General features: G+C 64.7%; 12 protein-coding genes. 3 read left to right on the plus strand and 9 right to left on the minus strand.

Annotated features, from left to right (window positions below):
• Window positions 1-13: 13 nt before the first annotated feature.
• Window positions 14-301, minus strand: coding sequence for a co-chaperone GroES (gene groES, locus AAC014_RS04345; protein ID WP_339704535.1), 288 nt, complete (start codon window positions 299-301; stop codon window positions 14-16).
• A 198-nt stretch (window positions 302-499) separates the two neighbouring features.
• Between groES and sppA the strand changes: the two genes are divergently transcribed.
• A complete protein-coding gene (gene sppA / locus AAC014_RS04350; protein ID WP_339704538.1) occupies window positions 500-2377 on the plus strand; it encodes a signal peptide peptidase SppA in 1878 nt (625 codons plus the stop codon).
• A gap of 87 nt (window positions 2378-2464) precedes the next feature.
• Entirely contained in the window at window positions 2465-2863 is a 399-nt protein-coding gene (locus tag AAC014_RS04355) for a hypothetical protein (RefSeq protein WP_339704541.1), read from the plus strand.
• Between the two features lie 26 nt (window positions 2864-2889).
• Here AAC014_RS04355 and lpdA read toward each other — a convergent pair whose 3' ends face one another.
• Window positions 2890-4284 carry a dihydrolipoyl dehydrogenase gene (gene lpdA / locus AAC014_RS04360; protein ID WP_339704544.1) on the minus strand — a complete coding sequence of 465 codons (1395 nt, stop codon included), beginning with the start codon at window positions 4282-4284 and terminating at the stop codon, window positions 2890-2892.
• Between the two features lie 140 nt (window positions 4285-4424).
• Here lpdA and AAC014_RS04365 point away from each other — a divergent pair, with 140 nt between their 5' ends.
• Window positions 4425-5219: a putative 2OG-Fe(II) oxygenase gene (locus AAC014_RS04365; RefSeq protein ID WP_339704547.1), complete on the plus strand. Its 795-nt coding sequence runs from the start codon at window positions 4425-4427 to the stop codon at window positions 5217-5219.
• Between the two features lie 3 nt (window positions 5220-5222).
• Here AAC014_RS04365 and odhB read toward each other — a convergent pair whose 3' ends face one another.
• The 7 genes from odhB to AAC014_RS04400 form a co-directional block, all read right to left on the minus strand.
• A complete protein-coding gene (gene odhB, locus AAC014_RS04370) occupies window positions 5223-6401 on the minus strand; it encodes a 2-oxoglutarate dehydrogenase complex dihydrolipoyllysine-residue succinyltransferase (protein WP_339704550.1) in 1179 nt (392 codons plus the stop codon).
• Between the two features lie 9 nt (window positions 6402-6410).
• On the minus strand, window positions 6411-9296 hold the full coding sequence (locus AAC014_RS04375; RefSeq protein WP_339704553.1) for a 2-oxoglutarate dehydrogenase E1 component: 2886 nt from the start codon (window positions 9294-9296) through the stop codon (window positions 6411-6413).
• Window positions 9297-9391: 95 nt separating this feature from the next.
• Window positions 9392-10267, minus strand: coding sequence for a succinate--CoA ligase subunit alpha (sucD, locus tag AAC014_RS04380; protein ID WP_339704556.1), 876 nt, complete (start codon window positions 10265-10267; stop codon window positions 9392-9394).
• A 4-nt stretch (window positions 10268-10271) separates the two neighbouring features.
• Window positions 10272-11471, minus strand: coding sequence for an ADP-forming succinate--CoA ligase subunit beta (gene sucC / locus AAC014_RS04385; RefSeq protein ID WP_339704559.1), 1200 nt, complete (start codon window positions 11469-11471; stop codon window positions 10272-10274).
• A gap of 9 nt (window positions 11472-11480) precedes the next feature.
• Window positions 11481-12443: a malate dehydrogenase gene (gene mdh, locus AAC014_RS04390; protein WP_339704562.1), complete on the minus strand. Its 963-nt coding sequence runs from the start codon at window positions 12441-12443 to the stop codon at window positions 11481-11483.
• A 159-nt stretch (window positions 12444-12602) separates the two neighbouring features.
• Window positions 12603-13721: a cell division protein ZapE gene (zapE, locus tag AAC014_RS04395; protein WP_339704565.1), complete on the minus strand. Its 1119-nt coding sequence runs from the start codon at window positions 13719-13721 to the stop codon at window positions 12603-12605.
• On the minus strand, window positions 13718-14149 hold the full coding sequence (locus AAC014_RS04400; protein WP_339704568.1) for a PaaI family thioesterase: 432 nt from the start codon (window positions 14147-14149) through the stop codon (window positions 13718-13720). The genes zapE and AAC014_RS04400 overlap by 4 nt, the downstream gene beginning before the upstream one ends.
• Window positions 14150-14153: the final 4 nt, after the last annotated feature.

The following is a 14153-nucleotide window of genomic DNA, read 5'->3' on the forward strand; positions in this document are numbered from 1 at the left end:
AAAAAGCGCGTTCTCAGCCAACGATGCCGAGAATGTCGCTTTCCTTCATGATGAGCAGGTCTTCGCCGTTGACCTTGACCTCAGTGCCCGACCACTTGCCGAACAGAATGCGGTCGCCAGCCTTCACGTCGAGCGGGGAAACCTTGCCCTCTTCGTTCTTGGCGCCAGCGCCGGCGGCGACAACTTCGCCTTCCTGCGGCTTTTCCTTGGCGGTATCCGGGATGATAATACCCCCGGCGGTCTTTTCGTCAGCCTCGATGCGGCGGACCAGCACGCGATCGTGCAGAGGACGGAAGCCCATTCGTGTCACCCTCTCGTTCAAGTTTCGAATTCGGATATTAGCACTCACACACAGTGAGTGCCAACGCGGTGGGATATGTGCCCCACCCCCCGGGGTGTCAACGGTGGCCATGTGAATTTTTTTGTAACGCCCTGGGGCCTATCCTTGGCCTTCAAGTCCCTTGCCGCTACACCGGCTCAGCCCATTTAAGGAAGCACCATGGCGATCCTGCGCGGTTTCTGGCGATTTCTGGTCGGCGTTAAGGACGCGCTGGCGCTCCTTTTCCTGTTGCTGCTGCTTTTCGCGATCCTCGCGGTCAGGCAAGGCTCAGCTCCGATCAGCGTGCCGGAAGGCGGCGCGCTGGTGCTCAACATCGACGGCTATGTCGTCGACCAGGCGACGGACCCCGATCCGCTCTCGATGTTGACGGGCGGGCAACGCCTCCCCGGCGAGACCGAGGCTGCTGACGTGATCCATGCGATCAACGCAGCCGCGAAGGACAAGCGCGTCAAGACCCTCGTGCTCGATCTAGACGGCTTCTGGGGCGGCGGCCTTGCGAACCTGCAGTCTATCGGCTCCGCGCTCACCGCGTTCAAAACCAGCGGCAAGAAGGTCTACGCCTTCTCCTCCGCTTACCTTGACGACGGCTACTACCTCGCCGCCCACGCCGACGAGGTATGGCTCGCTCCCCTCGGCGCGGTGCTGCTCACCGGCCCCGGCGGGTCGGGCCTCTATTTCAAGGATGCGCTCGACAAGCTGAAAGTCGACGTCAACGTGTTCCGCGTGGGCACCTTCAAGTCGGCGGTCGAGCCCTTCACGCGCACCGAAGGCTCGCCCGAGGCGAAGGCCGCCGATCAGGCGCTCGTCGACAGCCTCTGGGAAACCTGGATGGCGGACGTCTCGACGCGCCGCAAAAGCGCCGATGTCCGCACCTACATGCAGTCCCTCCCCCGCCTGCTCTCAGCGTCGGGTGGCGGCTTCGCGCAGGCCGCGCTCAAGGGCGGCATGGTCGATCACATCGGCACGCGCGTCGCGTTCGGCGAGATGCTCGCGAAGGTCGTGGGAAGCGGAGACGATGGCGCGCCGGGAGGCTTCAACGGCATCGCCCTTGCTGATTATCACTATGCCCACAGCGGTGCCGGCCCGATGGGCGGCGACGCTGTCGGTATCGTCTATGTCTCAGGGGAGATCGTTGATGGTGAGGCGCCGTCAGGCACGGCTGGCGGACAGACCATCGCAGGCCTTATCGACGAGGCGCTTACCGACGACAGCATCAAGGCGCTTGTCGTACGGATCGACTCCCCCGGCGGTTCGGTCACGGCGTCGGAGCAGATTCGCGAGGCGCTGATGACCGCGAAGTCGCAGGGCCTGCCCGTTGTCGCTTCGTTCGGCCCGGTCGCAGCGAGTGGCGGCTATTGGATCGCGACGGCCGCCGACGAGATCTATGCGCAGCCCTCCACGATCACCGGCTCGATCGGCGTGTTCGCGATCATTCCGACCTTCCAGCGCACCCTGGAAGAATTCGGGATCAATGCCGACGGCGTGAAGAGCACGCCCTTCTCCGGCGCGCCCGACGTGCTCGACGGCATCACGCCCGAAGTCGGCGCGCTGCTGCAGGCCTCTGTGGAGGACATGTACGCGCGCTTCATGCGGATCGTCGGCGCGGCGCGGAAACTCCCCATCGAACGCGTCAACGCCATCGGCCGGGGCCGCGTGTGGGACGGCGGCACGGCGCGGCAACTGAAGCTCGTCGACCATTTCGGCGGCCTCGACGCCGCGGTCGATGCTGCTGCGAAGCGCGCCGGGCTCAAGTCAGGCAGGGTCCGCACCGTGGACGTTGAGGTCGCACCGCCCATCCCGCTGCAAGTGCTGAACAGCCTGTTTTCCGCCGACGAGGGCGAAGCCGCACCGCCCGATGCGCTCACACGCCTCGCGCGCGTGCAGCAGTTCAGAAGCCTGTCGATGCTCGCGGAAACCAGCGCAATCGCCTCTGGCCCCTCGATGCAGGCCCGCTGCATCGCCTGCACGGGACTGCGCCCGACCTCGGCAGTGGCAAAAACGCCGCCGCCCGCGTGGCTCAAGTGGCTGCTTCGCTGATCGGTCACCATAGGCCGCACCCGGTCGCATCCGCTGACCGCTGTATGCTCCGCGCCACAGTGTGACATTTTCATCGACGTTAGGAAGATGTTTGTCGAATCCGTACAATATTACGGAGCGGGTCTGGCGTATGAGGCCGCACATGCGGTGATGGTGCCGCGAGGGGCTGGGGAAGAATGGACGAGGACAGAGGACGTGAGCCAGTCTCTACGCATAACCGTTGGCGCGGTGCTGCTGGTGCCAGTGGTTGCAGCTTTCCTGCTTACCGGCTTCCCGGCCAAAGCCGCTGAAAACAAAACGGCGCATCTCGCCGACCCGAACGTGCACACCCGGATTGATGAACGCGTCAAGCAAAGCTGCCGTAATGAACGGCAGGGTAGCGTCGAGCATTCGATCTGCCTCGCCGAGGGTCGTAAGGACGCTTGGCGCAACGTCGCCAAAACGCGGCGCGAAGATCGCAAACAATCGACGCTTTCGTTACGCTAAAGCGAGTCGCCGTCAATCCGCCCGGATCAGACGTGGATGGCTTTGCCTTCCACGGCCATCGCCGCTTCCTTCAGCGCTTCGGAATGCGTCGGGTGCGCGTGGCAGGTGAGCGCGATATCCTCGCTTGAGGCGCCAAACTCCATCGCCTGCGCGGCCTGCGCGATCATCGTGCCGGCCAAGCTCCCGACGATGTGAACACCGAGCACGCGGTCGGTGGCCGCGTCGGCGATCACCTTCACGAAACCGTCAGTGTCGCGGTTGGTCTTGGCGCGGCTGTTGCCCGCGAACGGGAACTTGCCGACATTGACTGCGACGCCCGCCGCTTTCAACTCGTCCTCGGTTTTCCCGACGCTCGCCGCCTCCGGCATCGTGTAGACGACCGCCGGGATCACATCGTGGTTCACATAGCCAACGCGGCCCGCGAGGAAATCCGCCACCGCAAGGCCCTCATCCTCGGCCTTGTGCGCGAGCATCGGCCCCGGCGTCACGTCGCCGATCGCGTAAATGCCGTCCACAGCCGTTTCGAACTTGTGGCCGACCTCGATCTGGCCGCGCGCATTCAGCACCACGCCCGCTTTGTCGAGATCGAGCCCTTCGGTGTTGGGGCGGCGGCCGATCGAAACGAGCACAGCATCTGCTTCCAGCGTTTCGGCGGCTCCGCCTGCGGCGGGCTCCACCGTTACGGCAGCCGTGCCCTTGGCGACCTTCACGCCCGTCACCTTGGTGCTGGTGCGGAACTCCATGCCCTGCTTCTTCAGCAGGCGCGCCATGTCCTTGCGCACGTCCCCATCCATGCCGGGAAGAATCTGGTCGAGATACTCGACGACCGTGACCTTCGCGCCAAGGCGCATCCAGACCGAGCCAAGCTCGAGGCCGATCACACCGCCGCCGATGACGACAAGGTGCTTCGGCACCTTCGGCAGCGACAGCGCGCCGGTGGAATCGACGACGACCTTCTGATCGATCTCGACACCCGGCAGCGGGGTTACAGACGAGCCCGTCGCGATCACGATCGACTTCGCCGTATAGGCGGTGCCGCCCACATCGACGGTCGACTTGTCCGTGAAGCGCGCGCGGCCCTTCAGCCACGTCACCTTGTTCTTCTTGAACAGGAAGGCGATGCCGTCCGTCAGACCCTTCACTGCGGCGAGCTTCTCGTCCAGCATGGCATTCAGATTCAGCTTCACGCCCGCGGTTTCGACACCGAACTTCGCAAGGCTGCCGTCCGCCGCGTGCGCATAGAGTTCGGAGGCATGGAGAAGCGCCTTCGAAGGAATGCAGCCGACATTGAGGCAGGTGCCACCCAGCGTTTCGCGGCTTTCGACACAGGCCACCTTGAGCCCGTGCTGCGCGGCCCGAATGGCGGCGACATAACCGCCGGGGCCTGCACCGATCACGATCACGTCGAACTCTTCAGCCATCGTCAACCTTGCCTGTTCTATATGGGAATCACGGATTCAGGCCGCTCTTAACGCAGTGGGTGGCGATTTAGAAGTGAACATGAAATGATAATGGATACGAAACGAATTTCGTCGATTCGTAACGGGGGTGTTCAGCTGGCGTGACACGTATCGAGTTCATCAATCGCAGTTCGGCCTCGAACGTCGCGAGCCAGGTCAACCTTTTCGCGGCGCCGCTGCTGATTTTCCGTTGGGAAGAGGCGGAATACTGGCAGGCGGAGATTCTTGCCGCGATCGAGAAGCGCCGACGCACATCGAAGGGCATGAAGCGCACCAATATTGGTGGCTGGCACTCGAAGCGCGACCTGCCCGGCTGGCAGGACCGTGCGACACAGATGCTGACACGCTGGGCAGCGGCTCGCGCCACGGACGCGACCGCGCAGTGGCGGCAGGGCGAACAGCAACCGGCGCCGCAGCAATGGCGCATGGATGGCTGGGCCAATGTCAATCCGCCCGGCGCCTATAACCGCGCGCACGATCACGTCATGCTCAACTGGAACTGGTCGGCCTGCTACTATGTGTCGGGATCGCCATCCACGACGGACAAGGGCGGCGCGATCGTCTTCGAAGACCTGTGGAGCGGCGTGCAGACCCTGGAGTCCGCATCGCGGCGCAGCTTCCGCCACGCGCCTTCCGACGGCGAGATGCTGATGTGGCCCTCGTGGGTTTCGCACCGTGTCGAGCCCCAGGAAGGCGAAGGCGAACGCGTTTCGATCGCCATGAACTTCCACAGCCCGTGGCTCGAGCGCTCGCGCTACTGGACGCACCGTCCCGGCTTCATTTGGCGCAACTTGCCGTGGCTGATGCGCCCGCTCGCGCGCCTGCGCGGCAGCTGGGACCAGAGCCCGGCAGGCGCGCCGCCGGGCTTCGATATCGACGTGGACGAGACCTTTTAGACCCTAGAGGTCGAGCACCAGCCGGGTGGGATCTTCCAGCGCTTCCTTGACACGGACAAGGAAGGTCACCGCTTCGCGGCCATCGATCAGGCGGTGATCGTAGCTGAGCGCGAGGTACATCATCGGGCGCACGACGATCTGGCCATCCCGCACTACGGGACGCTCCTCGATGCGGTGCATACCGAGCACGCCCGACTGCGGCGGGTTGAGGATCGGCGTCGAGAGCAGCGAGCCGAACACGCCGCCGTTCGAGATGGTGAACGTGCCGCCCTGCAGTTCCTCGATCTTCAGCTGGCCGTCACGCGCGCGGCGGCCGAAGTCGCCGATCGCCTTTTCTGTCTCCGCGAAGGAGAGCGTGTCGGCATTGCGCAGGATCGGCACGACGAGCCCGCCCGGCGAGCTCACCGCGACGCCGATGTCGGCGTAGTTGCGATAGACGATCTCGTCGCCTTCGATCGTGGCATTGACCGAGGGCACGTCCTTCAGCGCAAGGCAGCAGGCCTTGGTGAAAAAGCTCATGAAGCCGAGGCGGACGCCGTGCTTCTTTTCGAACATGACCTTGTAGCGGTCGCGCGCCTCCATCACCGCCGTCATGTCGACGTCGTTGAACGTGGTGAGCATCGCGGCGGTGTTCTGCGCTTCCTTGAGACGGCGCGCGATGGTCTGGCGCAGGCGCGTCATGCGCACGCGCTCTTCCTGACGCCCGCCGGCGGCAGGCGCCGCGGACGCAGCCGGAGCGGCGACAGGCGTGGCAGCGGCGGTGCGCACGTCGCCCTTGGTGAGGCGCCCGTCCTTGCCGGTGCCCTGCACGCTCGCGGCATCGACGCCGGTCTCGGCGAGCGCGACAGTCACGGCAGGTGATTGCTTGGCATCAGCCTTCGCGGGCGCAGCAGCCTTGGCGGGCTCGGCAGCCTTTGCATCCTTCTTCGGCGCGGCAGCGGCGGCGCCCGCTTCGAGGCGCGCGATCACCGCGCCGACGTTCACCGTGTCGCCCACCGCGGCAAGCTGTTCCGAGAGCACGCCGGCGGAAGGCGCAGGCACTTCGACCGCGACCTTGTCCGTCTCGAGGCTGACGATCGGCTCATCCACCTTCACGGCGTCGCCGGGCTTCTTCAGCCATTCGCCGACAGTGGCTTCGGTGATCGATTCACCAAGCGCAGGGATAACGACGTCGATAGCCATGATCTCTCCTCAACCTTCGATATCGTGGCCGAGCGCCTGCGCCACGAGCTTTTTCTGTTCGGCGGCGTGCCGCTTGGCAAGACCGGTCGCGGTGGCGGCGGCGGCCGCGCGACCCGCATAGACCGGCTCGGTCTTCACACCGGCTTCCTTGAGCGCGCATTCGAGATAGGAACGCACGAAGCTCCAGCTGCCCGCGTTCTTCGGCTCTTCCTGCGCCCACACGAGCGTCTTCAGCTTTTTCATCCGCTTCAGGCGAACCACAAGCGCTTCGAGCGGGAACGGATAAATCTGCTCAATGCGGACGATCGAGGTGGCCTTGTCGCCAGCCGCGTCGCGCGCATCGGCGAGGTCGTAGTAGACCTTGCCCGAGCAGAGCACGAGCCGCTCGATCTTGTCGTCTGCCGGCGGGTTCGTGTCGGACTTGATGCGCATGAAGTGCGAATCGCCGGTGAACTCCTCGATCCGCGACACCGCCGACTTGTGCCGGAGCAGCGACTTGGGCGTCATGATGATGAGCGGCTTGCGGAACGGGCGCAGCATCTGGCGGCGCAGCACATGATAGTAGTTCGCCGGCGTCGTGATGTTGCAGACCTGCATATTGTCTTCAGCGCAGAGCTGGAGGTAGCGCTCCAGACGGGCCGAGCTATGCTCCGGCCCCTGCCCTTCATAGCCGTGCGGCAGCAGCATGACGAGACCGTTGGCGCGCAGCCACTTGATCTCGCCGCTCGCGATGAACTGGTCGATGATGACCTGCGCGCCGTTCGCGAAGTCGCCGAACTGCGCTTCCCACAGCACCAGCGTCTTGGGATCGGTGAGCGCGTAGCCGTATTCGAAGCCGAGCACGCCGAACTCGCTGAGCGGCGAGTCGAGCACCTTGAAACGCGGGTTCATGTCATGCAGCGGAATATATTTTCCGCCGGTCTTCTGATCGACCCAGACGGCATGGCGCTGGCTGAACGTGCCGCGGCCGGAGTCCTGCCCCGAAAGCCGCACACCGAAGCCGTCCTCAAGCAGCGTGCCGAAGGCGAGCGCCTCGGCGGTTGCCCAATCGATACCCTCTCCGGCCGCGATGGCCTCGCCGCGCGCGGCGATGACGCGCTTCAGCGTTGGATGGATCGAGAAGCCTTGGGGAACGGTGGTCAGCACCTTCGTGACCGCTTCGATACGCTCCTGCGAAACGCCGGTATCGGCCGCGCGGCGCGCGGTTTCGGGATCGGCGGGGCGGCCGAGGCCTTCCCAGCGTCCCTCAAACCAATCCGCTTTGTTGGGCTTGTAGCCGGGCGCGGCCTCGAAATCCTTTTCGAGCCGGTCGATATAAGTGTTGATCGCGGTCTCCACCCACGCGGCGTCGATCACGCCCTCGGCGATCAGGCGCTCGGCGTAGACCTCACTGACTTTCGGCTTGGTCTTGATGACCTTGTACATCAGCGGCTGCGTGAAACTCGGTTCGTCGCCCTCGTTGTGACCGAAGCGGCGGTAACACCACATGTCGATCACGACGTCGCGGTTGAACTTCTGGCGGAATTCGGTGGCGACCTTGGTGGCGAAGGTGACGGCTTCGGGATCGTCGCCGTTCACGTGGAAGATCGGCGCCTGCACCGTCCGCGCCACGTCCGACGGATAGGGCGAGGAGCGCGCGAACTGCGGGCTCGTGGTAAAGCCGATCTGGTTGTTGATGATGAAATGAACGGTGCCGCCGGTGTTGTAACCGTCAAGGCCCGAGAAGCCGAGACATTCGGCGATGATGCCCTGCCCCGCGAACGCTGCGTCGCCGTGCAGCAGCAGCGGCAGCACCTCGTCGCGCTCGATGTCGCCGCGCAGCTGCTGGGCCGCGCGCACCTTGCCGAGAACGACCGGATTGACCGCTTCGAGGTGCGAAGGGTTCGGGGTGAGCGACAGATGGACGGGGTTGCCGTCGAAATCGCGGTCCGTGGAGGTGCCGAGATGGTACTTCACGTCGCCCGATCCACCGACATCATCGGGGTTCGAGGAACCGCCCGCGAATTCGTGGAAGATCGCCTGAAACGGCTTCTGCATCACGTTCGCGAGCACGTTCAGACGGCCGCGGTGCGCCATGCCGATGACGATTTCCTGCACGCCGCCGGCGCCCGCGTACTTGATGACGCTTTCGAGCGCAGGCGCCATCGCCTCGCCGCCGTCGAGGCCGAAGCGCTTGGTGCCGACGTATTTGCGGCCAAGGAAGCTTTCGAACTGCTCGGCTTCGACGATCTTGTTGAGGATCGCCTTCTTGCCCTGCGGCGTGAAGTGAATCTCGGCGTTGCGGCCTTCGATCCGCTCCTGAATGAAGCGGCGCTCCTCCAGATCGTTGATGTGCATGTACTCGACGCCGACATGCTCGCAGTAATTGTGCTTCAGGACCGCGACGAGTGCGGAGATCGTTGTTTCCTCAAAGCCCATAACGCCGCCGAGATAGACGGTGCGGTTCTGCGCATCGCCCACGAAGCCGTGATACTCGGGGGTCAGTTCCTCGGGGAACGGGCGCTCGGCGAGGCCGAGCGGATCGAGTTGCGCCGCGAGGTGCCCGCGCACGCGGTACGTGCGGATCAGCGTCATGGCGCGGATCGCATCGTCCGCCGCCTGCCGGATCGCTTCGGCCGAGGGTGCTGCTGCCGCCCCGGCTTTTTTCCCGGGCGCTTTCGCTTCCGGCGTCATCTGTAGCGGATCGAGCGCCGCCGTCAGATCGTCGGTCGCGGTATCCGGCCAGCCCTTGCGCTGCCACGAAGGCCCGGAAGCCACGCTTTCCAGGCCCGCAAAGTGGCGCTGCCACTCCGGATCGACCGATGCCGGGTTGGCCGAATACTGGCGATAGAGGGATTCAACGAACGAGGCGCTGACGCCTTCGAGAGCGGAGGGAGGCTGTCCTTCGAAACCCATGGTTCCTGTCATTCCTGGCGTGCGGAGGGTCCTGCGCGCCTCCCTACGCAGGACCTTCCTAAAAAGCACCTAAAAACTTGACAATTCTGCCACGTTTAGTTGCCGAGCACCTTCGCGAGCGTTGTACCGAGTTCGGATGGGCTCGGCGAAACGACAATGCCCGCCGCTTCCATCGCCTTGATCTTGTCCTCGGCGCCGCCCTTGCCGCCCGAAACGATGGCGCCGGCGTGGCCCATGGTGCGACCCTTCGGGGCGGTACGGCCCGCGATGAAGCCCACCATCGGCTTCTTGATCGGGTGCGATTTCAGGAACTCGGCCGCGTCTTCCTCGGCCGAGCCGCCGATTTCACCGATCATGATGATCGATTTGGTGTCGGGGTCGTTCAGGAACAAGTCGAGCACGTCGATGAAGTTGGTGCCGTTCACCGGATCGCCGCCGATGCCGACCGCGCTCGTCTGGCCGAGGCCAACCGCCGTCGTCTGGTGCACAGCTTCATAGGTGAGCGTTCCGGAGCGCGATACGACGCCGACAGAGCCCTTCTTGAAGATGGAGCCCGGCATGATGCCGATCTTGCACTCGTCCGGCGTCAGCACGCCGGGGCAGTTCGGGCCAATGAGCCGCGATTTGGAGCCCGAGAGCGCGCGCTTCACCGGCACCATGTCGAGCACAGGAATGCCCTCGGTGATGCAGATGATCAGCGGCACTTCCGCCTCGATGGCCTCGAGGATCGAATCCGCCGCGAACGCCGGCGGCACGTAGACGACGCTGGCGTCGGCCTTTGTGGCGTCCATCGCCTCGCGCATCGTGCCGAACACGGGCAGGCCGAGATGCTCCTGGCCGCCCTTGCCCGGAACCACGCCGCCGACCATCTTGGTGCCATAGGCGATGGCGGCTTCGGTGTGGAACGTGGCGGTCGCGCCGGTCAGGCCCTGACAGAGAACCTTGGTGTTCTTGTTGATGAGAATGCTCATTGGGTCAGGCCGCCTTCTTCACTTGCGCCACGATCTTCTTCGCCGCGTCGCCGAGGTTGTCGGCGCTGACGATCGGCAGGCCGCTGTCGGCGAGGATCTGCTTGCCGAGTTCGACGTTCGTACCCTCAAGACGAACGACGAGTGGAACCGAGAGGTTCACCTCGCGCGCCGCCGCCACAATGCCTTCCGCGATGATGTCGCAGCGCATGATGCCGCCGAAGATGTTGACGAGGATGCCCTCGACAGCCGGATCATTGAGGATGATCTTGAACGCCGCCGTCACCTTCTCCTTGGTGGCGCCGCCGCCGACATCGAGGAAGTTGGCGGGCTCGGCGCCGTTCAGCTTGATGATGTCCATCGTCGCCATGGCGAGGCCCGCGCCGTTCACCATGCAGCCGATGTTGCCGTCGAGCTTCACGTAGGCGAGGTCGTACTTCGACGCCTCGATCTCCATCGCGTCCTCTTCGGTGAGGTCGCGCAGTTCCATGATGTCCGGGTGACGGAACAGCGCATTGCCGTCGAAGCCCATCTTGGCGTCGAGGACGATGAGCTTGCCGTCCGTCGTTTCGACGAGCGGGTTCACTTCGAGCAGCGCGGCGTCGGTCGTCTTGAACGCCGTATAGAGCTGCTGCGCGATCTTGGCGGCCTGCTTGGCAAGGTCGCCTTCGAGCTTCAGCGCCGCTGCGACGCCCCGGCCGTGGTGGGGCATGAAGCCCGAGGCCGGGTCGATGCGGATGGTGTGGATCTTCTCGGGCGTGTGCTCGGCGACCTCCTCGATATCCATGCCGCCTTCGGTGGAAACCACGAAAGCGACACGGCCGACGGCGCGGTCCACGAGCAGCGAGAGGTAATATTCCTTGGCGATCGGCGCACCCGCTTCGATGTAGAGGCGGTTCACCTGCTTGCCGGCATCGCCTGTCTGATGCGTCACGAGCACGCGGCCCAGCATCTCGGCGGCGTTCGACTTCACCTCTTCGACCGACTTGACGACGCGCACGCCGCCCTTGGCGTCCGCGCCGAGGCCATTGAAGCGGCCCTTGCCGCGCCCGCCGGCATGAATCTGCGACTTCACGACATAGACGGGTCCGGGAAGCTGCTTCGCCGCCGCCTCGGCCTCATCAGCGGTGAACGCCGGGAAACCGGCCGATATCGGCGCGCCGAACTTCGCCAGCAGCTGCTTGGCTTGATACTCGTGGATGTTCATCAGCGATCCTTATTTCAGCGAGCTATCGAGGTTGCGGCAGGCGTCCATCAGTTCCTTCACCGCGTTCACCGAAACGTCGAAGTTGGCCTTGGCCTCACCCTTCAGTTCGATCTCGACGACCTTCTCGACACCGTTCTCGCCGATGATGATCGGAACGCCGACGTACATGTCCTTGATGCCGTATTCACCCGAGAGGAACGCCGCGCACGGCAGCAGCCGGCGCTTGTCCTTGAGGTAGGAGTCGGCCATCGCGATCGCCGAGGAAGCGGGCGCATAGTAGGCCGAGCCGTTGCCGAGCAGCCCGACGATCTCTCCGCCGCCCGAACGGGTGCGCGCCACGATCGCGTCGATCTTCTCCTGGGTCGACCAGCCCATCTTGATGAGGTCCGGCACCGGGATGCCCGCGACGGTCGAATATTCAACGACCGGCACCATCGTGTCACCGTGGCCGCCGAGCACGAAGGCGGTGACGTCCTCGACCGAGACGTTGAACTCTTCGGCGAGGAAGTGGCGGAAGCGCGCCGAATCGAGCACGCCGGCCATACCGACGACCTTGTTCGCGGGAAGGCCCGAGAATTCGCGTAGCGCCCAGACCATCGCATCGAGCGGGTTGGTGATGCAGATCACGAAAGCGTTCGGCGCGTGCGCCTTGATGCCTTCGCCCACCGCCTTCATGACCTTCAGGTTGATGCCGAGCAGGTCGTCGCGGCTCATGCCGGGCTTGCGCGGCACGCCGGCGGTGACGATGCAGACGTCCGCGCCTGCGATGTCGGCATAGTCGCTGGTGCCCTTCAGGCGCGCGTCGAAGCCCTCGACCGGGGCGGACTGCGCGAGATCGAGCGCCTTGCCCTTGGGCATCCCTTCCGCGATGTCGAACAGGACGACGTCGCCCAGTTCCTTCATTCCGACGAGATGTGCGAGCGTGCCGCCGATCATCCCGGCGCCGATCAAAGCAATTTTATTGCGTGCCATGGGTCTCTCTCACTGAAGGCGATGCGTGGAACGCCGACCGGACGACCGGCGAAAACGCGATCCCGATAGCCCTTGATTCGCGGCGCTGCAACCGTTCGTAAAAATCCGCGCCGCGCAAAATTCTTGTCCCTGTGTGCAACGCAGCAAATAAGCCGGGCTTCAGGCGGTCCTTACGCCGTGCCCTTCGGCCATATAGTCGGCGGACTGCATCTCCATCAGGCGTGAGACAGTGCGCTCGAACTCGAAGGCATAATCACCGGCCGGATAAAGTTCGGCGGGCAGCGCGTCCGCCGCCATCAGTAGCTTGACCCGGTATTCGTAAAGCGCATCGATCAGCGCCACGAAGCGCGTCGCCTCGTTGCGCTTCTCCGGCCCCATCTTCGGCACACCGACGATGATGACCGTGTGATAGCGCTGCGCGACCGCAAGATAATCCGCCGCCCCCCGCGCCTCCCCGCACAGCCGCTTGAACGAGAAGACCGCGACGCCCTTCAGCGACTTGGGCACATGGAGCGTGCGCCCGCCGCCCACGTCGATCGTCTCGGTGGGGACGTGAGCGCGGTCCTCCGGCGGATAATCGGTGAGGCGGAAGAAGGCTTCGGAGAGTGCGGCGGTCGCTTCGGGGCCGTTCGGCACGTAGTAGGTCGGCATCCCGGCGAGCCGATCGAGCCGGTAGTCGGTCGGGCCGTTGAGGCTGACGACGTCGAGCTCGCGCTCGATGAGATCGATGAAAGGCACGAAAAGCTCGCGGCTGAGCCCGTTCTTATAGAGGTCGCGCGGCGGGCGGTTCGAGGTCGCGACCACGGTAACGCCGTGCGCCATGATCGCTGTGAACAGGCGCGAGAGGATCATCGCGTCGGCGACATTCGTGACTTGAAGCTCGTCGAACGCGAGCAGACGCACGTCCTTCGCGATATCGTCGGCGACCCGGAGAATCGGGTCGTCGACGTTCTGTTCCCGCCATTTGTGCAGCGCGGCGTGGACCTCCAGCATGAAGGCGTGAAAATGCACGCGGCGCTTGGGGATGGCGGGTGCGGCCTCGTAGAAGAGGTCCATCAGCATCGATTTGCCGCGCCCGACCGCGCCCCACATGTAAATGCCGCGCGGCGCGGGGCTCTCCGCCTTGCCGAACAGGCGGGAAAACAGGCCGTTCTTCGGCGGACCCTCGCGAAGCTCGGCTTCGAGCTTGCCGAGCCGCGCTGCGGCAGCGGCCTGATCGGGATCGGCCTTCAGTTCATTCGCCGCGATCAGTGCGCGGTACGCTTCGACAACGCTCAACGCGGCGCGACCTTCCTCAGCACGCCGGAAAAGGAGGCGACGGGGCCGTTCTGCTCGACCATGCCGCGCAGGAACAGCAGCTTGCCTGTCTCGCGCGTGACCTCGCCGTGGCCGAAGATGTCTTCGCCGGGAAGGCCTGCGCCCAGGAACTCGGTGTTGCAGGTGAGCGTGACGCCGCGGTGCGTGACGAGGTGGGGCGCTGCGATGGCGAACAGCGCCTGATCGATGAACGCCATGATGTAGCCGCCGTGCAGCCGGTCCTGCATATTGCTGTGCGCACGCGCGGTTTCGGAGCGGAACTCGGTCACGCCGTCGGTGCGGCGGCGGAAATAGATATGCCCGATCAGGTCGGAGAAACGCCCCTCGTCACGCTGGCGCCAGCGCTGCCAGCCCTTCAGCGGCCCTTCGGCAATCTCAATGGTCGGCATCGCG

Origin of the sequence: uncultured Sphingosinicella sp. (assembly GCF_963974575.1) — a bacterium.
Taxonomy (GTDB): Bacteria; Pseudomonadota; Alphaproteobacteria; order Sphingomonadales; family Sphingomonadaceae; genus Sphingosinicella.

Bases quoted from the DNA above. Each gene is read 5' to 3' on its own strand.
- groES (WP_339704535.1), bottom strand. From the start codon at position 301: ATGGGCTTCCGTCCTCTGCACGATCGCGTGCTGGTCCGCCGCATCGAG.
- sppA (WP_339704538.1), top strand. From the start codon at position 500: ATGGCGATCCTGCGCGGTTTCTGGCGATTTCTGGTCGGCGTTAAGGAC.
- AAC014_RS04355 (WP_339704541.1), top strand. From the start codon at position 2,465: ATGTTTGTCGAATCCGTACAATATTACGGAGCGGGTCTGGCGTATGAG.
- lpdA (WP_339704544.1), bottom strand. From the start codon at position 4,284: ATGGCTGAAGAGTTCGACGTGATCGTGATCGGTGCAGGCCCCGGCGGT.
- odhB (WP_339704550.1), bottom strand. From the start codon at position 6,401: ATGGCTATCGACGTCGTTATCCCTGCGCTTGGTGAATCGATCACCGAA.
- AAC014_RS04375 (WP_339704553.1), bottom strand. From the start codon at position 9,296: ATGGGTTTCGAAGGACAGCCTCCCTCCGCTCTCGAAGGCGTCAGCGCC.
- sucD (WP_339704556.1), bottom strand. From the start codon at position 10,267: ATGAGCATTCTCATCAACAAGAACACCAAGGTTCTCTGTCAGGGCCTG.
- sucC (WP_339704559.1), bottom strand. From the start codon at position 11,471: ATGAACATCCACGAGTATCAAGCCAAGCAGCTGCTGGCGAAGTTCGGC.
- mdh (WP_339704562.1), bottom strand. From the start codon at position 12,443: ATGGCACGCAATAAAATTGCTTTGATCGGCGCCGGGATGATCGGCGGC.
- AAC014_RS04400 (WP_339704568.1), bottom strand. From the start codon at position 14,149: ATGCCGACCATTGAGATTGCCGAAGGGCCGCTGAAGGGCTGGCAGCGC.